Origin of the sequence: Mycobacterium sp. 1164966.3 (genome assembly GCF_001665395.1) — a bacterium.
Lineage (GTDB): Bacteria > Actinomycetota > Actinomycetes > Mycobacteriales > Mycobacteriaceae > Mycobacterium.
On the sequence record NZ_LZSG01000062.1, the window covers coordinates 69,885 to 88,244 of the forward strand.

19 protein-coding genes are annotated in these 18,360 nt (G+C 65.2%); 3 read left to right on the forward strand and 16 right to left on the reverse strand.

Translation table 11 applies throughout. The features are described 5' to 3' along the window. Positions 1-176: 176 nt before the first annotated feature. From A9W99_RS21525 to A9W99_RS21540, 4 genes are all read right to left on the reverse strand, one after another. Positions 177-614 (reverse strand): hypothetical protein, encoded by a 438-nt coding sequence (locus tag A9W99_RS21525; protein WP_067229177.1) that lies wholly within the window; start codon positions 612-614, stop codon positions 177-179. 278 nt (positions 615-892) lie between these two features. Continuing rightward, positions 893-1,090, reverse strand: coding sequence for a hypothetical protein (locus A9W99_RS21530; protein ID WP_067382961.1), 198 nt, complete (start codon positions 1,088-1,090; stop codon positions 893-895). Between the two features lie 156 nt (positions 1,091-1,246). Further along, positions 1,247-1,627, reverse strand: coding sequence for a DUF4189 domain-containing protein (locus tag A9W99_RS21535; protein WP_067382964.1), 381 nt, complete (start codon positions 1,625-1,627; stop codon positions 1,247-1,249). 159 nt (positions 1,628-1,786) lie between these two features. Then, positions 1,787-2,302 carry a hypothetical protein gene (locus tag A9W99_RS21540; protein ID WP_156623226.1) on the reverse strand — a complete coding sequence of 172 codons (516 nt, stop codon included), beginning with the start codon at positions 2,300-2,302 and terminating at the stop codon, positions 1,787-1,789. 26 nt (positions 2,303-2,328) lie between these two features. Between A9W99_RS21540 and A9W99_RS21545 the strand changes: the two genes are divergently transcribed. After that, positions 2,329-2,529 (forward strand): hypothetical protein, encoded by a 201-nt coding sequence (locus tag A9W99_RS21545; protein ID WP_067229162.1) that lies wholly within the window; start codon positions 2,329-2,331, stop codon positions 2,527-2,529. Positions 2,530-2,674: 145 nt separating this feature from the next. On the opposite strand, the gene A9W99_RS21550 is transcribed toward A9W99_RS21545, so the two are convergent. Then, positions 2,675-3,115, reverse strand: coding sequence for a hypothetical protein (locus A9W99_RS21550; protein ID WP_156623227.1), 441 nt, complete (start codon positions 3,113-3,115; stop codon positions 2,675-2,677). 109 nt (positions 3,116-3,224) lie between these two features. On the opposite strand from A9W99_RS21550, the gene A9W99_RS21555 reads away from it, so the two are divergent. Beyond that, positions 3,225-4,193: a GlxA family transcriptional regulator gene (locus A9W99_RS21555; protein ID WP_067382974.1), complete on the forward strand. Its 969-nt coding sequence runs from the start codon at positions 3,225-3,227 to the stop codon at positions 4,191-4,193. A 525-nt stretch (positions 4,194-4,718) separates the two neighbouring features. Next, positions 4,719-5,189: a DIP1984 family protein gene (locus A9W99_RS21565; protein WP_067229152.1), complete on the forward strand. Its 471-nt coding sequence runs from the start codon at positions 4,719-4,721 to the stop codon at positions 5,187-5,189. Between the two features lie 224 nt (positions 5,190-5,413). Here the strand turns inward: A9W99_RS21565 and A9W99_RS21570 are convergent, their stop codons facing one another. The 11 genes from A9W99_RS21570 to A9W99_RS21620 all read right to left on the reverse strand — a co-directional run bounded on the left by A9W99_RS21570 (position 5,414) and on the right by A9W99_RS21620 (position 18,344). Further along, entirely contained in the window at positions 5,414-6,577 is a 1,164-nt protein-coding gene (locus A9W99_RS21570; RefSeq protein WP_082930152.1) for a dihydrolipoamide acetyltransferase family protein, read from the reverse strand. Positions 6,578-6,585: 8 nt separating this feature from the next. Further along, a complete protein-coding gene (gene bkdB, locus A9W99_RS21575) occupies positions 6,586-7,626 on the reverse strand; it encodes a 3-methyl-2-oxobutanoate dehydrogenase subunit beta (RefSeq protein ID WP_067382981.1) in 1,041 nt (346 codons plus the stop codon). 9 nt (positions 7,627-7,635) lie between these two features. Continuing rightward, positions 7,636-8,727: a pyruvate dehydrogenase (acetyl-transferring) E1 component subunit alpha gene (gene pdhA, locus A9W99_RS21580; RefSeq protein WP_067382983.1), complete on the reverse strand. Its 1,092-nt coding sequence runs from the start codon at positions 8,725-8,727 to the stop codon at positions 7,636-7,638. Between the two features lie 290 nt (positions 8,728-9,017). Then, positions 9,018-9,848, reverse strand: coding sequence for a CoA ester lyase (locus A9W99_RS21585; protein ID WP_067382986.1), 831 nt, complete (start codon positions 9,846-9,848; stop codon positions 9,018-9,020). Further along, the gene (locus tag A9W99_RS21590; protein ID WP_371514977.1) at positions 9,845-10,423 is read right to left on the reverse strand and encodes a MaoC family dehydratase; all 579 of its coding nucleotides are present in this window, start codon (positions 10,421-10,423) and stop codon (positions 9,845-9,847) included. Before A9W99_RS21590 ends, A9W99_RS21585 begins: the two co-directional genes overlap by 4 nt. After that, the gene (locus A9W99_RS21595) at positions 10,420-11,586 is read right to left on the reverse strand and encodes an acyl-CoA dehydrogenase family protein (protein ID WP_067382989.1); all 1,167 of its coding nucleotides are present in this window, start codon (positions 11,584-11,586) and stop codon (positions 10,420-10,422) included. The genes A9W99_RS21590 and A9W99_RS21595 overlap by 4 nt, the downstream gene beginning before the upstream one ends. Positions 11,587-11,591: 5 nt before the next feature. Beyond that, positions 11,592-13,574 (reverse strand): acetyl/propionyl/methylcrotonyl-CoA carboxylase subunit alpha, encoded by a 1,983-nt coding sequence (locus A9W99_RS21600; RefSeq protein WP_067382991.1) that lies wholly within the window; start codon positions 13,572-13,574, stop codon positions 11,592-11,594. Between the two features lie 4 nt (positions 13,575-13,578). Next, a complete protein-coding gene (locus tag A9W99_RS21605; protein WP_067382994.1) occupies positions 13,579-15,156 on the reverse strand; it encodes a carboxyl transferase domain-containing protein in 1,578 nt (525 codons plus the stop codon). After that, positions 15,153-15,800 carry a CoA transferase subunit B gene (locus A9W99_RS21610; RefSeq protein WP_067382997.1) on the reverse strand — a complete coding sequence of 216 codons (648 nt, stop codon included), beginning with the start codon at positions 15,798-15,800 and terminating at the stop codon, positions 15,153-15,155. Before A9W99_RS21610 ends, A9W99_RS21605 begins: the two co-directional genes overlap by 4 nt. A 64-nt stretch (positions 15,801-15,864) precedes the next feature. Continuing rightward, positions 15,865-16,608, reverse strand: coding sequence for a CoA transferase subunit A (locus tag A9W99_RS21615; RefSeq protein ID WP_067383000.1), 744 nt, complete (start codon positions 16,606-16,608; stop codon positions 15,865-15,867). Positions 16,609-16,706: 98 nt separating this feature from the next. Continuing rightward, positions 16,707-18,344, reverse strand: a complete 1,638-nt coding sequence (locus A9W99_RS21620) for an AMP-binding protein (protein ID WP_067383003.1) — start codon at positions 18,342-18,344, stop codon at positions 16,707-16,709. Between the last annotated feature and the right edge of the window lie 16 nt (positions 18,345-18,360).

The following is an 18,360-nucleotide window of genomic DNA, read 5'->3' on the forward strand; positions in this document are numbered from 1 at the left end:
TGCGTATCGCCCCGTACGAACGGGGGTCACACCGATGCATAGCCTGCCGGCTGGCGCATTCTCTGGCCATCTTTTTGGGCGAGGATGTTTTGGATGGAATCGCGTTGCCTTTACGCGATTTGACCAATTCCCCAGTGGGCTGACAGGGCCAGTGCGATCGATGCTGAAGTCGATAGTCAATTTTCGCTATGGCCACATACTGCGCCAACGCAAATCGTTGAGGCCACGATGATCGTGCCGACAAACCACAGCACAAATAGCGTAGCGGCAATGCCGATCAGCACTTTGCGATACGTCTCGAGCGGTTCCCGCCGCTGGGTGAGTTGGCCGTACTCGTCGACAGTCAAAGTTTGGCGACGCTCGCCACCAATCGCCGAGATGAACAGCCACACCGGCGCCCATACGCCGCAACACAAGAGGGAGCAGATAGTCAATACCAAGTGCAAGACGTGATTGACCGGCCTGCCCACCAGCACGACAGCGGTGAATTCACCGCGATCCACCAGGCGTCCACCCTCGCCGACAAAACCGGCAATTGCCTGGTCGAGCATCGTCTTGCGCTCTTGCGGAGAAGATGGCTCTCGGTCGCCCTGAAGGCCGCCGTTCGTCACCATGCGATCTGTGGCTCCTACGTCTCCAAGCGCATATACCGCCGTCGTTGGATTGTCGATTGGAGCGTACGTGCAGAATTTTCTCCGCCGCATAGCCGGCGAGTTTGCCCGACGCGATGACCCCGACGCTTTGTGATGCTCATCGTAGCGGCATTTGGGGAGCGCGTCGCGTCCCATGGGCAACCGTGCGTGCGGTCAGGGCAGTCGTCTTCGCGTGGTCACTCGGGTTAAAAGTGCTGAATCCCAGGCCGCAGCACTGGGCGGCACGGGTGGGTAAGGCGTCAGCTTGCCAGGCGTGTGGGCAGGTAGGAGGAGTTCGACCGTACCCACCAGGCGGTGCCGTCTTCCACGGCTAGGTCGACGGCGATCTCCTCCAGGCTGGCCAGCAGATCGCTGGGGATCTCCGCCATGCCGTAGGAGTTCACGGTGGCGATCAGGTCTTTGGCGATCGGGTTGGCGCGAAGCGACTCACTCGTCATGACACTTATGTTGAGGCCAGCGACTGTGTAGGTCCTATGAGCCGACCTATGTGGGGTCGAAGAATATGCTGAGAATTCGCTAAGTTAGGGCGCGTCCGCAGCACGCGCCTCGTCTGTACCTGGTCAGGCCCGGGCGGTTCTATTCACCAGCGGCGGTCACTGGTTCGCCGGATCACCTTCGCAGTGCGTGTGGTCTTGCAGGACTTTTCCCCCGCGGGCATTCGCTAATGCTGCGGCCTCCGCGTCACCGCGAGTCGGACCCCATCCCCCGTAGTATTTGCTGTTGGCCGCGTTTAGCGCGATCGCGACGCATCCGCCCTGCCCGCTGGCCAAAAGTCGACAGTCGCTGATGGTCTTGCGACACGCCTGCATCGCCGTCTGCTGGGCAGAGGCTTCACTGGTTCCGTTGTAAGTGACCTTGATTTGCCCTGTTGAGTCCGAGATCGCCATCGCGATCCAGTCGTCGTCGGCGTGCGCCGACGGCGCTGCTGCCAACGCCATGCCGAGTCCGATCGCAGCCAACCCTCGTTTCATCATGGGCTTCCCAGGTTCCCTTGCGCTGCGCCGTGGTGGCGCAGGTAGACGCGATGCGAACAATCCTCGCCCGCCGCCGGCTGCGCCGCGACCGCTCAGGGAACTTGGCTAGCCGTCAACGCATCATGCGGCCCATGAGCCCCATGGGTCACACGGTGCGGCTCATGCACCGGCAAAGTGTTGCCTGCTCGCGCCTAACCGATGAAGCGCGCGCCCGACAGCGGCCATCGAGAAAGTTGAAAATGCTGTCCCGCGCTCACGCCGGTTTCCGCGGACCTTCCTACTGGCGAAGCCCCTGGGCGCGGTGCGATAGCCCATTTCGGCGGGATCGATCTCGACGAAGTACGGGTCGGCGGTGAGTTGCGTCCACGCAGCACCGGCAAGGGCAGCGGAGGGCGGTTCCGGCTCGGCGACGCGGTTGAGGGTGCCGAAGTGGGTGAAGTCGTGAACTCGCAACATTGCGTCCTCCTTGAGGCCGATCCGTGACGGATGCGTGATAAAGCGTCCGTCGGACGCGTTGACGGATTCTTGAAAGATTCTTGGAACGCGTGCGACGGGAGTCTGAGCGCCGGCCCGAGGCACAGCGACGAGCTCGTCCGTCAGACGGCTCGAATGCCTTAAGGATTTTTCAAGGATGCGCCAAGGGGCTGTCGCAATTGTTTGTTCCAGCACATCCACCCACGACTCCCAAGGAGTGAAACACCATGAATAACAACCGCATCCGCACCATCGTTCGCACCGCAGTCGGCTCGGGCCTGATCGCCTCGGCGCTCGGCCTGTCGGCTCTCGGATTGAGCAGCGTGGCAAACGCCGCCCCGACGGACAACGCCCCCAAGGCGGTGTACTGCCAGGTCTACGACCGCAACGGCGTGCCGATCTACTGGTACTGGGGCCCCTGCCGCTAACCCGCCAGCCCACGAATTGGACCCAGCCCAGATGGGCTGGGTCCAATTGTTGCGGCGCGACCGTCCGCATTTGTACGGCAAAAGGACCCTCTGGCCGGCAATTCGGGAACGCTCGCTGATGGCTCGAGCCACACCCGGCGCCTGGTCAGCCGATGGAGACCAGGTGGTCAAAGCCGACCAACGCGACGGTTTCCGGAAGGCGGCGGATTGCCCCGTTCTGAGCCCACTGGCCCTCGGGCACTTCGTGGATTACGCAAGACGTGACCACCAGCCGGTCGCCGTCGCCGTCGACCGCGGACTTCGCCGCGTCGTGGAGGTCGCGCGCGAACCGTTCCTTGCGTGCCCCGTCGAGGACTCCGGCGCTCAGCTGCCAATCGATGAACACACCCGCCACCGCCGTATCGGCCTGAGCCCCCGCGGAATAGAAGCTTCCCGGTGCCAGCTCCTGGAAGAGCACCAAGGCGCGCATCCGGCTCTGCGGCAGATCGGGAACCGATTCGGCACGGCAGCCGGCCTCGGTCAGGGCGATGGCAAGGCGCTCCTTCTGCGCGTCGTCAAATGCGCCTGGCGTCAGGGTTACTCGCATCAACGGCATGGTGTTTCCTTCGGTAGTAATAACTGACAACTGAAATGTCCTCCGGACGGGCGCCGGCCGCCAGTGGCAGGAATGACAGTTTTCTTGCATACTTCGCCACATGATTGGTATCGATGTTCTGGTTCTCGAGGGAGCCAGCGCCAGCGCGGTGGGCACCACCATCGACGTGGTATCCGCGGCGAACCGCATCATCGGCGCACCCACGTACGATCTGCGCTTCGTCTCCCCTGAGGACCGAATTGCGTTGCGGGGCGGGCTCTTCGCCGCAGCGCAGCCATGCGCCCGCGCCAGGCCGCGCGACGTCGTCGTCCTGCCTGGGCTCGGCGCTGCCACCGCGCAGGAGATCTGCAGCCGGCTGAGCGCGGACGACGTCGCCGCGGCCGGCAGGTGGCTGGTGCGGGCGAATACTCGTGGCGCCGATATCGCCGCGTCGTGCACGGCCGTGTTCATTCTCGCTGCCGCCGGTCTGCTGGACCAACGGCGCTGTGTCACAACGTGGTGGCTCGGCGCGGAGCTCACGGAGGTCGCGCCGGCGGCGCGCGTCGTAATCGACGAGATGGTGGTGCGTGACGGGTCGATCTGGACGGCGGGAAGCGCGTTCGCGCACATCGACTTGATGCTCGCGATCATGCGTCACCTTGGCGGCGCCGCCTTGACCGACGAACTGGCGAGTCGCCTCGTCATCGATCAGCGCACCTCGCAGGCGAGCTTTCTGATTCCCTCACACCTGGCGGCTCGCGACGACTCGGTGGCCGCGCTGGAATCGTTCGTGCGAAGCCATTTACACCAATCGCACACCCTGGAGTCGTTGGCGCACCGATGCGGCGTCAGCCCGCGCACACTGGCACGACGAACCAGCAATGCCGTCGGTGTCAGCCCCCTGCAACTGGTGCAGCGGGTACGCCTCGAGCGCTCGCTGCATCTGCTGCGAACCACCCGGATGTCGCTCGAAGAGGTTGCCGCTGCGGTGGGGTTGGGAGATCCTGCGACGCTGCACCGGCTGGTGAAGAAACACACTGGGCGCTCGCCGGGGGCTCTTCGACCGAGCGCGGCTGCCAAAACTGCGTAGCGGGTAGCTAGCCGCGCTCGTTCTGCGTTTCCAACTCCGAGTCCGGCATGTATTGCCAAACCAGCTCGTCGCTTCCGGGCATCTTCGGATCGCATGACATTGCGTGCCCGCGAGCGTCCTGTGTCGCGGCGTGTGCCACGGAGCACGCGTCGCCCCGTGACGGAGCATTGAGAGAAAGAAAACCGATCCCTATCGCAGCGATGCACGCAGCGACAAACAAGACCATCGCCAACCTGAGGTAGGCGGCCCTTCTATTGATGGCCTTCGGCTGTGCTGCGGTCGTCACAAGTGTTCCCGTCGATTCCGGAGCTCCTGAGAGCTAAGCCTCGGCGTGAGGCCTTGAAGGATTCTAGAAGGCAAACGTGGTTTCGCCCACCCGCAGTCATTCGACCAAGTGGCCCGCCGCCAGAGGCGCCGAATATTGCCTTGCCAGGCAATAAAATCAGCGTCATTACGCTACGGGCTGCCAGGCGGGCCACAACTCGGTCATTCGCCGCGGTCGATTGTCACTAGGGGGTGGGGACTATGAAGCTCGCGGAAGCGCTGGCGCTGCGGGCAGATTCGGTACGCCGGGTCGAGCAACTACGCAGTCGAATCGTGAGCAATGCCCGCTTCCAGGAGGGCGAGGACCCGGCAGAGGATGCCGTCGCCCTGCTTGCCGAAGCGGGCGACGTGCTCAGCGAGTACGAAGTGCTGATCAGGCGGATCAATCGCACCAACGCCGCGAGCGAGATCGGCGCGGACGGCACGCTGACCGATGCGCTAGCCCGTCGAGACGCACTGCGGTTGCGTCACTCGGTGCTGATCGCTGCCGCAGATGCAGCCGCCGGAACAAACCAGCCCGGGTACGCGCGTCAACTGCGTTCCGAGCTGAAGATGCTGTCCGCCTTGCCCGTTGCCGAGCTACGCGCACAGGCCGACGATGTCGCTCGAGAACTCCGTGAGCTGGATGTGCGAATCCAACGCTCCAACTGGGAGGTAGAACTGCTCGATTGACGAACGAGGTGACGCAGGTAGTTGTCGCGGAGGCGTGCACGAGCCCCTGACCGGCGGGCTAAGCCGGTCTCCTGGCGCACGAAGGGCAGTGCTGAGGGTTCAACTCCCTCTTCACATCGCAGCCCCGCATCGCGTACAGGTGACTGCGCATGGCACATAGCGCACCACCGTGTGCAGATTCGCGACGACGAGGGTGGGCAAGGGGCACACACCTCGGTGTTCAGCTACAAATCCAACAGCGCGGTCTCTGGCGACTCGATGAGATCGCGTAGCTCGCGCAGGAATCGGGCTGCCTGGGCGCCGTCGGCCACCCGATGATCGAAAACGCATGTCAGCGTCATCGTCGGCCGCGCAACTACCTCGCCGCCGACCACCACCGGCCGCCCCTTGATCGCCCCAATGCCCAAAATCGCGGCCTCGGGGTGATTGATCACCGGCGAGCCGTCGTCGACGCCCAGCGCCCCGAAGTTCGACACGGTGAACGTCGAGCCTCGCAGTTCCGCCGGCGTCAGGCTGCCATCACGTGCCGAGGCAATCAATTCTGCAGTCAAACATGCTAATTCACGTGTCGACTTATCTTGAGCGTCGGTGATCACCGGAACGAGCAGCCCGCGATTGGTGGCCACACCGAAACCCAGATGCACTGCCCGATGGACACGCACCTGCGGGCCTTCAGGGGCATCGACCCAAGTCGAGTTGAGAACCATGTTGTGAGACAACGCGATGATGAGTAAGCGCAGCGTCAGCACAAAAGGTGTGATCTCCTGGCCGGCGGAGCGGAACCGGTCGCACAGCTGTTGCAGACCGGTGCAGTCAACCGCGACGCTAACGCGTGCGTCCGGAATCTCGCTGTGGGACAACGCCATTTTCTCTGCCATCCGGGCCTGCACGCCGTGCACCGGTCGCACGTCTGGTTCCGTTCCGGACGCGTCGGCAGCGGCCCGCACGTCGGCGCGGGTGATCACTTCGCCCGCACCGCGCTGCAGCGAAGCGAGATCGACTGACAGCTCCTTGGCCAGCTTGCGCACCGGCGGGGCCGCGAGCGGGCGGTCACGCCGCCGGCTGGCATCGATGTTCGTGTTGGCTCCATAGCCCACCAGAGTCGGGGTCTCAGCCTCGCCATTGAGCGCTTCTACCGCAGCGGTGTCGATGCGGACCAGAACCGCTCCCACTTTGAGCACATCGCCTTCGCTGCCCCGCCTTTCGACGATCCGGCCGCAGTAGGGACTCGGTACTTCGACCTCTGCCTTGGCCGTCTCCACCGAACACAGAGTCTGGTTGAGTTCGACGTGGTCGCCGACCTCGACATTCCAATACGACACGGTCACCTCTTCAAGTCCCTCACCGAGGTCAGGAACCCGGAAAGACTTCACCCGCTCCTGCGACACGTCGGCGCTCACGGCTGTTCCAACGCGCGCCGAACGCAGTCCACCAGCCGGTCGGGACCCGGCAGCCACAAACGCTCCAGTCGTGCCGGCGGGTAAGGAGTGTCGAAACCGCAGGCACGCAACACCGGCGCCTCGAGCTCGTAGAACATCTCCTCCTGGATTCGCGCGGCCAGACCGGCGCCGTAGCCCAAGCTTCGCGGCCCCTCGTGCATCACCACGCAGCGCCCGGTCCGGTGAATCGACGCGGCGACGGTGTCGAAGTCCAACGGGACCAGCGACCGCAAATCGACGACTTCCAGGCTCCAATCACGTTGCTGTGCAGCTTCTTCCGCGGTAGCCAACGCGGTGTTCACCAGGGCGCCGTAGGTCACCACGGTTACGTCGTTGCCGGGCCGACGCACCACTGCCTGCCCGATCGGCGGTTCACGACGGGTAGTGTCGATCATGCCGCGGCCCTGATAGCGACGCTTGGGCTCGAGGTACATCACCGGGTCCGGGCACTCAATCGCGTATCGCAACAGCCAGTAGGCGTCGGCCGGACACGACGGGACCACCACTTTGAGACCGGCGGTGTGCGCCCAGTACGACTCGGTGGAATCCGAATGATGTTCGGCCGCACCGATACCACCGAACGACGGTATCCGGACCGTCACCGGCATGTTGACCTCGCCGCGGGTGCGGGTGCGGTACTTCGCAAGATGACTGACCACTTGATCGAAAGCGGGATAGGAAAACCCGTCGAACTGGATCTCGGGCACCGGCACGAAACCGCGAAGTGCCAGCCCTACCGCGATCCCGATCAAGGCCGACTCGGCCAGCGGCGTGTCGAAACAGCGTTTCTCCCCGAATGTTTCGGCCAGGCCCTCGGTCACCCGGAACACTCCACCGTCGACGGAGACGTCCTCGCCGAACACCAGGACCCGGTCGTCGGCGGCCATGGCGTCATGCAGGGCGCGGTTGAGCGCCTGCACCATGGTCAGCGACTGCGCGCCGAGTGCCACCCTGGGGTTTTCGTCCGGCCGGGCCGGCGGATCGGCGAGTTGGGTCATCGCTCCTCCTCAATCGGTCCGGGCCAGTTCGTCGTGCAACTGTTGTCGCTGCGCTTGCAACCCAGGTGTGATTTCGGCGTACACGGTGGTGAAAACGTCGTCGACGTCGAAATCCGGTGCGCCGAAAACAGCCTCGCGCAGTTCGGTACGCATTCTCTTCGACCGGGCCGCGACTCGTTCCTCTACACGGTCCGACCACAATCCCCTGCCTTGCAAATACGTGCGGTACCGCGGAATCGGATCCAGTGCGGCCCAGCGGTCCACTTCCTGCTGGGTTCGGTAGCGCCGTGGGTCGTCGGCGGTGGTGTGCGGGCCGAGCCGGTAGGTGACTGCTTCGATCAACGTCGGGCCCTGGCCGGCGCGGGCCCGGGCAGCGGCATCCGCCATTACGGCGTAGCACGCCAAGACGTCGTTGCCGTCGACCCTGATACCCGGCATCCCGTAGCCAATAGCCTTGTGCGCGATGGACGGTGCTGCCGTCTGCCTGGACACCGGCACCGAGATCGCCCACTGATTGTTCTGCACATAGAACACGCACGGCGCGCGGAACACCGCCGCGAAGTTCAGCGCCTCGTGCACGTCACCCTCGCTGGTGGCGCCGTCGCCGATAAAGGCGACGGTGACCGAGTCTTCACTTAGGCGCTGGGCTGCCATCGCCGCGCCGACGGCATGCAAAGCGTGGGTGCCGACCGGAACCGATATCGGAGCGCAGCATTTCTTAGTGAATTCCAGCCCGCCGTGCCAGGTTCCGCGCCAGGCCGATCCAACATGTCCGGGCGGGATACCGCGCACGAGGTAGACACCAAGTTCGCGGTACTGCGGAAACAGCCAGTCGGTCTTGCGCAGGCACGCCGCAGCGCCGACCTGGGCGGCTTCCTGACCGCGGCATGGCGCGTACAGCGCCAGCTCCCCTTGACGCTGCAGGCTGATGAACTCGGTGTCCAGCTCGCGGGTGACCACCATCATCTCGTAGAGCCAGCACAGTGTCTCTGCGGGAAGGCCACGGCTGTAACGGCATTCGGCAGTCGGCGTCCCGTCCGGAGCCACGAGTTGCACCGGCTCGAGGTCGACCGTCGCGGGCATCTGCGAATTCCCGGCCATACCGCCCAATCCTTCGCTTCGGCGCGGGTGCTGCGGCGGGTCGTGACCAAGACCTAGCAAAAATCCGGATCGCGAGCTGCCGCGAGCCGGAGTCGGCCGTTGCCCAGTTGATCAGAACTTGGCCGCTCGGCTCACCGCAACACGCACGCTCTTTCCATTATGCTCCAAATCGCAAGACAGCGGGGGGAACAGCGGAAGCGCCGCAATCGTGTTGCAACCAATCCGACCGGCCGGGCCGGTTGGCCCCGGCAGCGCTGTCGGCCCGCTGTACGCGGGTCGGCTAGCAACCTTCAGCCGGAGGCCGGTTCACCCGCCCGCCGCAGCATCATTTCGGCGTGCTTGAGCACCGGGGAATCGACCATCCGCCCTTCGAACGCGAACACTCCGCGCTCGGTCTTCGCCGCCGCCAAAACCCGCCGCGCCCAGTCGAGCTTCTCCTCGCTCGGCCTGTACGCCTCGCGCACCACCTGGATCTGACTCGGGTGAATACACACCGTCGCGTCGAAGCCGACTGCCACGGCGTCGTCGGCCTCGGCACGCAAACCCTCGATGTCCTGGATGTCCAAATGCACGGCATCTAGCGCAATCCGGCCGAACCCCGACGCTGCGAGCAAGACCGTCGACCGGGCATGGCGGGCAACGTCGCGGTAGGAGCCATCGGCTTGCCGGCTGGAGCTGCCGCCCAGGGTGGCGACCAAGTCTTCGGCGCCCCACATCATTCCCGCCGTGCCCTCGGCCGCGGCGATCTCGGTGGCGAAGACCACCCCGCGAGGGGTCTCCACCAGCGCGATGACGTGGCGCGGCGCAAGCGCCGCCACCTGGGCCGCCGATTCGGTCTTCGACAGCATCACTGTGGTGTAAGCGGTCTCGGCCAGGGCATCCAGATCGTCGGCCTGCTCGCCGCTGTCGGCCGCGTTGATCCGCACCACGGTGCGCTCAGGATCCAGCGGAGTGTCCCGCAATGCCTTGCGGGCGGCGGCTTTATCCGCGGGCGCCACACCGTCCTCCAAGTCGAGGATGACGACGTCGGCGGCTGCGGCGGCCTTCGCGAACCGTTCGGGGCGGTCGGCCGGGCAGAACAGCCAACCCGGACCCGCGACACGCAAGTCACCCAGGCTCATGGGGCCTCTCCCGGACTCGGCCTCTTTTGCACCAGCGTGGTCCGTACCGCGCGGGCAACCACGTCGCCATGCTGATTGCGGCCCGTGTGCTCCAGCGTGACAATGCCTTCACCGGGCCGGCTCTTCGATTCCCGCTTGCCGCTACACGTCGTCTCCGCGTACAGCGTGTCGCCGTGGAACACCGGTTTGGGAAACGAGACTTCGGAGAAGCCGAGGTTGGCGACGATGGTGCCCAGGGTCAGCTGTGCGACCGAAAGCCCGACCAGCGTGGAGAGGGTGAACATCGAATTCACCAGTCGCTCACCGCGAAAGCCCGGCTGCTCGGCGGCCCACGCGGCGTCGAGATGCAGCGACTGGGTGTTCATCGTCAGCGTGGTGAAAAGCACGTTATCGGCTTCGGTGACCGTGCGGCCGGGCCGGTGCAGATACGTCGTGCCGATCTCGAACTCTTCAAACCACAAGCCCCGCTGGACAACTGACCTGCCCTCGCCGACTGTGGATCCCGCGACGGGACTCGCCGGTGCGGCGTCGCCGGATGCACTGTCGCCGGATGTCGTGCCGGTCGGTCCGCTCACGACAGCCCCAACGACCGTGCGATGAGCATCAGCTGTACCTCGGTGGTACCCTCACCGATCTCGAGGATCTTGCTGTCGCGGTAATGGCGGGCCACCGGGTACTCGTTCATGAAGCCGTAGCCACCATGTATCTGGGTGGCATCGCGGGCGTTGTCCATCGCCGCCTCCGAGGAAATCATCTTCGCGATCGCGGCCTCCTTCTTGAACGGCTTGCCCGCCAACATCTTCGCCGCTGCATCGTAGTAAGCAGTGCGGGCGACATGCGCGCGCGCCTCCATTCGCGCGATCTTGAAGCTGATCGCCTGATAGGAGCCGATCGGCTGGCCGAACGACTGGCGCTCCTTGGCGTACTTGACGCTCTCGTCGACGCAGCCCTGCGCGGCCCCGGTCGCCAGGGCCGCGATCGCGATGCGGCCCTCGTCCAGAATGGACAGGAAGTTCGCGTACCCGCTGCCCCGCGGACCCAGCAGGTTTTCCTCCGGCACGCGCGCGTCGGCGAAGGACAGCGGATGGGTGTCCGACGCGTTCCAGCCGACCTTGCTGTACACCGGTTCGACGGTGAATCCCGGTGTGCCGTTGGGCACGATGATCGCCGAGATCTCTTTCTTCCCCTCGCCGATGGTGCCGGTGACCGCGGTGACGGTGACCAGTGACGTGATGTCGGTGCCCGAGTTGGTGATGAATTGCTTGCTGCCGTTGACAATCCACTCGCCGTTCTCCAGACGGGCGGTGGTTCGGGTGCCGCCGGCGTCAGAGCCCGCCCCGGGTTCGGTGAGACCGAAACCGGCAAGCGCCCGGCCGGCGACCAGATCCGGCAGCCACTGCTGCTTCTGCTCCTCAGACCCGAACCGGTAGATCGGCATTGCGCCCAGGCCTACCGCGGCTTCCAGCGTGATCGCCACCGATTGGTCGATCTTGCCAAGCTCTTCGAGCGCGAGCGCCAGTGCGAAGTAGTCGCCACCCATGCCGCCGTACTCTTCCGGGAAGGGCAGGCCGAACAGGCCCATCTCGCCCATCTTCGCGATGACTTCGTACGGGAAGCTGTGCTCCTCATCGTGTTTGGCCGATACCGGCGCGACCACGGTGCGTGCGAAATCGGCGACCGTCTCCCGAAGATCCTCGTACTCCTTGGGCAGCGTTCCCGCCATGATGGTTGTCGTCATTTCCTTTAGTCCTCTTCTGTTGAATCCGGGATCAGCCGGGCCAGCACCTGGTCTACCGTCACTTGATCCCCAACGGACACCGATATCTCCACTCGTCCCGAAACCGGCGCCGCGAGCGAATGTTCCATCTTCATCGCCTCGACGACCAGCACCACGTCGCCCTCGGCCACCTCGTCGCCCGAATTCACCTGCACCGCAATCACACTGCCGGGCATGGGACTGACGACCTCGGCGGCCCGCTCGCCCGCAGTCCGGTGAATCTTCTGCTCCTCGGCCTCCCTGATATGCCAGGTTCCCCGTTCGTCGGCGATCCAGAGGTGCCGATCGGCCTCGGCCCATCGGTACTCACGTCGCATCCCGTCCAGTGTCACACTCATTTCCCGGCGCTCGACTTGCACACTCGCGGAGAGGATCTCGCCATCGCTTACCTGAACCTTCGCGGTTTCGGGAGGCCCCCACACCGAAACCGTCTCGGTCCGCAGCGGGGTTTGCATCGCGGTGCGCACCGCAGCGCCGGCGGCGCCGACTCGCCATCCCGTCGGCGCAGCCCACAGGTTGTCCGTGGCACGTCGAGCGAGGACCCATTGCACATACAGGCCCGCGGCGGCGAACACGTCGTCGGGCGCAGGCATCGGCGTGAAGTCGGCCAGCAGCTCGTCCAGCAGCGCGGTGTCCAGGTCGCCGGCGCGCACCCGGTCGTCATCGAGCAGGAAGCGCAGAAACTCGACGTTGGTCTGTACCCCCAAGACGGCGGTCTGCGCGAGCGCGTGGTCCAGGCGCAACAGGGCCTGTTCGCGGTCTTCGCCGTGCGCAATCACCTTGCTCAGCATGGGGTCGTAGTCGCTGCCGACCACCGTGCCGGCCAGCAGCGAAGAATCCACCCGCACACCGGGACCGGACGGCTCGAATACGTCCCGTACCCGGCCTCCAGTGGGCAGAAATCCCCGTCCTGGATCCTCGGCATACACCCGGGCCTCGATCGCGTGCCCGGTGAGCTCGATGTCGTCCTGAGCGAACGGCAGCTTCTCGCCGGCCGCCACCCGCAGCTGCCACTCGACGAGGTCCAACCCGGTGACCGCCTCGGTCACCGGATGTTCCACCTGCAGACGGGTGTTCATCTCCATGAAGAAGAACTCGTCGGGGCGTTCGGCGGACACGATGAACTCCACCGTGCCGGCGCCGACGTAGTCGACGCTGCGGGCCGTGTTGCAGGCCGCAGCCCCGATCCGCGCCCGGGTCTGCAGGTCGAGCAGCGGCGAAGGCGCCTCCTCGATGACCTTCTGATGACGACGCTGCAGGCTGCACTCACGTTCACCGAGATGCAGCACGTTGCCGTGCGCGTCGGCGAGCACCTGCACCTCGATATGCCTGGGCCGCAACACAAATCGTTCCAGGAAGAGCGTATCGTCGCCGAATGAGGACGCCGCCTCGCGCCGTGCGCTGACCAGCGCCTCACGCAGCCGCGCCGGGTCTTCGACCATCCGCATGCCCTTGCCGCCACCGCCGGCCGACGGCTTGACCAGCACCGGGTAGCCGACCACGTCGGCCGCGGCAACGAGCTCGTCGTCGGTCAGTCCCGGCTTGGCCACCCCGGGCACCACCGGAACGTCGAAGGCGGCGACGGCATTCTTGGCCGTGATCTTGTCGCCCATCACTTCGATCGCGCGGGCCGGCGGCCCCAGGAAGACAACGCCGGCACGTTCGCAGGCCGCGGCGAAATCAGCATTCTCGGAAAGGAACCCGTAACCGGGGTGAATGGCCTGGGCGCCGGTGAGCGTGGCCGCGCCGATCACCTTCTCGATGTCGAGGTAGCTTTCGCGGGCTGCTGCAGGGCCCAGGCGGACGGCGGTGTCCGCCTCGAGCACGTGCCGGGCCTTTGCGTCTGGGTCGCTGTAAACAGCGACCGACCGGATGCCCAGCCGGCGCAGGGTCCGGATCACCCGCACCGCGATCTCGCCGCGATTGGCCACTAAGACGGTGTCGAACATCTCATCACATCCGGAAAACGCCGTAGGAGACCGGTTCCAGCGGGGCATGTGCGCAGACCGAAAGAGCAAGCCCGACACACGTTCTGGTATCGGCCGGGTCGATGATGCCGTCGTCCCACAGGCGGGCCGTCGAATAGTAGGGATTGCCCTGGTCCTCATACTGATCGCGGATGGGCGCCTTGAAGGCCTCCTCGTCGTCGGATGACCACGGCTTGCCGGCGGCGGACAACTGCTCGCCACGCACGGTAGCCAACACCGAAGCGGCCTGCTCACCACCCATCACCGAGATCCGCGCATTCGGCCACATCCACAAGAAGCGGGGCGAATAGGCGCGTCCGCACATCGAATAGTTGCCCGCGCCATAGGATCCGCCGATCACCACCGTCAGCTTGGGTACCCGGGCGCACGCCACCGCGGTGACCATCTTGGCCCCGTGTTTGGCGATGCCGCCGGCCTCGTAGTCGCGGCCGACCATGAAGCCGGCGATGTTCTGCAAAAACAACAGCGGGATCCTGCGCTTGTCGCACAGCTCGATGAAATGTGCACCCTTCAAAGCGGATTCGCTGAACAACACGCCATTGTTGGCGATGATCCCGACCGGATGGCCATGGATACGGGCGAAGGCGGTCACCAGCGTCTTGCCGTAATTGGCCTTGAACTCACTGAATTCTCCGCTGTCGACCAGCCGAACGACGACTTCGTGCACGTCATAGGGCACCCGTGGGTCGGGGGGTACGACGTCGTAAAGCTCAGTCTGCGCGTACCTCGGCTCGACGCCACGGCGGACGTCCCACTGGGCCGGCTCACGCGGCCCGAACGTGGCCACGATCGAACGGACGATCCGCAGTGCGTGCTCGTCGTCGTCGGCGAGGTGATCCGTGACGCCGGATATCCGCGAATGCAGGTCTCCGCCGCCGAGCTCCTCGGCCGTGACGACCTCGCCGGTAGCGGCCTTGACCAGCGGCGGTCCGCCCAGAAAGATCGTGCCCTGTTCGCGGACGATCACGGCCTCGTCGCTCATCGCCGGCACGTAGGCACCCCCGGCCGTGCATGAGCCGAGCACGGCGGCAACTTGCGGAATTCCCTTAGCGCTCATGGTCGCCTGGTTGTAGAAGATCCGCCCGAAGTGCTCGCGATCGGGAAACACCTCGTCCTGTCGCGGCAGGAAGGCGCCGCCGGAGTCGACCAGATAGATGCACGGCAGCCGGTTCTGCAGCGCGACTTCCTGTGCGCGCAAATGCTTCTTGACCGTCATCGGGTAGTAGGTGCCGCCCTTGACCGTTGCGTCGTTGGCGACGATCACGCACTCGCGCTGCGATACCCGTCCGATTCCGGTGATGATGCCGGCTCCCGGTGACTCGTCGCCGTACATTCCGTTGGCCGCCAGCGGGGCCAGCTCGAGGAACGGGCTACCGGGATCGAGCAGCCGGTCAACCCGTTCACGGGGCAACAGCTTGCCCCGGCTGACGTGACGTTCCCGCGCGCGCTCGTTGCCGCCCAGCGCCGCGGCGGCCAGCTTGTCGTTGAGTTCAGCGACCAGCCGCCGGTGCTCGTCTGCGAACGTAGGGGCGATCGTGGTCATTGGGTTGCCGAATTCCGAATCGCCAAGGGCGGTTGGGTCTTTGCGATTACCTCTTCGACGGACACGTCTGGAGCTGTTTCGACCAGGTGCAGGCCGTCGTCGCAGACGTCGATGACCGCGAGTTCGGTGACGATGCGGTTCACGCAGCCCACGCCGGTCAGCGGAAGTGTGCACCGCTCCAGGATCTTCGGGCTGCCGTCCCTAGCGGCGTGCTCCATCATCACGATCACCTTGCGGGCGCCGTGCACCAGGTCCATCGCGCCGCCCATGCCCTTGACCATCTTGCCGGGGATCATCCAGTTGGCCAGATCGCCGGCGACCGAAACCTGCATGGCCCCAAGCACAGCCACGTCCAGATGCCCGCCGCGGATGATGCCGAACGAGGTCGACGAACCGAAGAACGCGGCCCCTGGCAGCGTGGTGACCGTCTCCTTGCCCGCATTGATCAGATCGGCGTCGAGATCCTCGCGGCTCGGATAGGGACCGACGCCGAGTATCCCGTTCTCCGAATGCAATACAACGTGCACGCCGTCGGGAATGTGGTTCGGGATCAGCGTGGGCATTCCGATGCCCAGGTTGACGTACTGGCCGTCCTCGAAGTCCGCGGCCACCCGCGCGGCCATGCCTTCTCTACTCCAACTCATGCGGCATCCCCACTTGCCGCCCCGAGTGTGACGCCAGCGTCACGCTCGGCGCACAGAGAATCAGTCACCGCACCGTCTCCTTCTCGATTCGCTTGACGGGATCCGGGACGTGCACGATGCGCTGCACGAAGACACCGGGCGTGTGCACGGTGGCGGGATCGATCTCGCCGGGCTCGACGAGATGTTCGACTTCGGCGATCGTGATCCGTCCGGCCGGGGCACACTCCGGGTTGAAGTTGCCGGCGGCGTAGCGGTACACCAGGTTGCCGTGCCGGTCCCCCTTCCACGCGTGCACCAGCGCGAAGTCGGTCCGGATCCCTCGCTCGAGAACATAGGTGACACCGTCGAACTCGCGCGTCTCCTTGGGCGGCGACATCACAGCCACCGCACCCGACGCGTCATAGCGCCACGGCAATCCGCCGTCGGCGATCTGGGTGCCCACCCCAGCCGGCGTGAAAAACGCCGGTATGCCCATACCGCCGGCTCGTAGCCGCTCGGCCAGCGTGCCCTGCGGGGTCAGCTCCACCTCCAGCTCGCCGGACAGGAATTGGCGTGCGAACTCCTTGTTCTCCCCCACATAAGACGAGATGGTGCGACGAATTCGCTTGTGCTGCAACAGCACTCCGAGGCCTACGCCGTCCACGCCACAGTTGTTCGACACGGTCTCGAGGTCCGTGACGCCGCTATCGGCGAGCGCGGCGATCAGCGCTTCGGGAATGCCGCAGAGGCCGAACCCGCCGACCGCCAGAGATGACCCATCGGTTATGTCTGCGACCGCCTCCGCCGCGGTTGCCACCACCTTGTCCATTACCTACGAGCCTCCGATTCAGTTAATCTTCATTAACTGGCGCTGAGAATACCATTGCCGGCTCAGTGCGTCCAGAGCGTCCGAGTCCACGCCGAGGCTCAGTGCTGTCCGCGCAGATACTCGATTGCCTGTTCACGCATCTCCACTTTGCGGATCTTTCCGGTGACGGTCATCGGGAATTCGTCCACGATCCGCAGATAGCGCGGGATCTTGAAGTGCGCGATCTCGCCACCGCAGAAGTCACGCAGGGCGTCGACGGTCAGCACCTCCGCCCCGTCGCGCAGCTTGACCACCGCCATCAGCTCCTCGCCGTAGCGCGCGTCGGGCACCCCGATGACCTGGGCATCGACGATGTCGGGATGGGTGTAGAGGAATTCCTCGATCTCGCGCGGAGCGATGTTCTCGCCGCCGCGGATCACGATGTCCTTGATCCGGCCCATGATCTCGACATAGCCGCACTCGTCCATCGCGGCCAGATCACCGGTGTGCATCCAGCCGTCGGGATCGATCACTTCGGCGGTCTTCTCCGGCTCGTTCCAATAGCCGGCCATCACCGAATAGCCGCGGGTGCAGAATTCTCCGGCCATCCCGCGCGGAACCGTCTTGCCGCTGCCTGGGTCGATCACCTTGATCTCCAGGTGGGGACCCACCCGCCCGACGGTGCCGACGCGGCGGTCCAACGGGTCATCCGTGCGCGTCTGGGTCGACACCGGCGACGTCTCGGTCATGCCGTAGCAGATCGAGATTCCCGCCATATGCATGCGGTCCACCACCTTGCGCATCACTTCGACCGGGCACGACGAGCCGGCCATGATCCCGGTACGCAAACTGTCGAGCTGGTAGCCGGCGAAGTCGGGCAGGCCGAGTTCGGCGATGAACATCGTCGGCACGCCATAGAGGCTCGTGCAGCGTTCGGCCTGGACGGCGTGCAGGGTGGCGGCTGGCTCGAAGCCAGGAGCCGGAATCACCATGCAGGCGCCGTGGCTGGTGGCCGCGAGGTTGCCCATCACCATGCCGAAGCAGTGATAGAACGGCACCGGGATACAGATCCGATCCGCCTCGGTGTACTCGAGCAGCTCGCCCACCAAATAGCCGTTGTTGAGGATGTTGCGGTGGCTCAACGTGGCACCTTTCGGCGATCCCGTTGTGCCAGAGGTGTATTGGATATTGATGGGATCGCGGGGGTCCAGGGTCGCTGCGATGTTCGCCAGCGCGGTCGGGTCCGCGTCGGTCGCGGCCAGTTGTGCAAAGCGATCGCTTTCCATCAGCACGACGTCGCGCAGGTCCGGGCAACGTGGAGCGACTTCCGCGAGCATCGCGGCATAGTCTGTGGTCTTGAAACTCGGCGCGGCGATCACCATCGCCACCCCGGATTGCCTTAGCGCATACTCCAATTCGCGAGCCCGGTAGGCCGGATTTATGGACACCAGAATCGCGCCGATCTCGGCGGTCGCGTACTCGACTACCACCCATTCCCACCGGTTCGGCGCCCAGATGCCGACCCGATCGCCGGTCCCGATCCCGGCCCGCAACAGCCCCGCCGCAAGTCGGCGCACGGCGCCCAGCAGTTCGCCATAGGTCCACCGGCGGCCTGCGCAGACGTCGACCAGCGCGTCCCGGCGCGCGTACCGGGCAGCGGCGGTGGCGAAGTTGGCGCCGATTGTGGTCTCGAGCAGCGGAGGTCGGCTCGGTCCCCGGTCATAGGACAGCGGCTGTTGAGGTGATGGCGTTGCCACGATTCCTCCGCCTGGC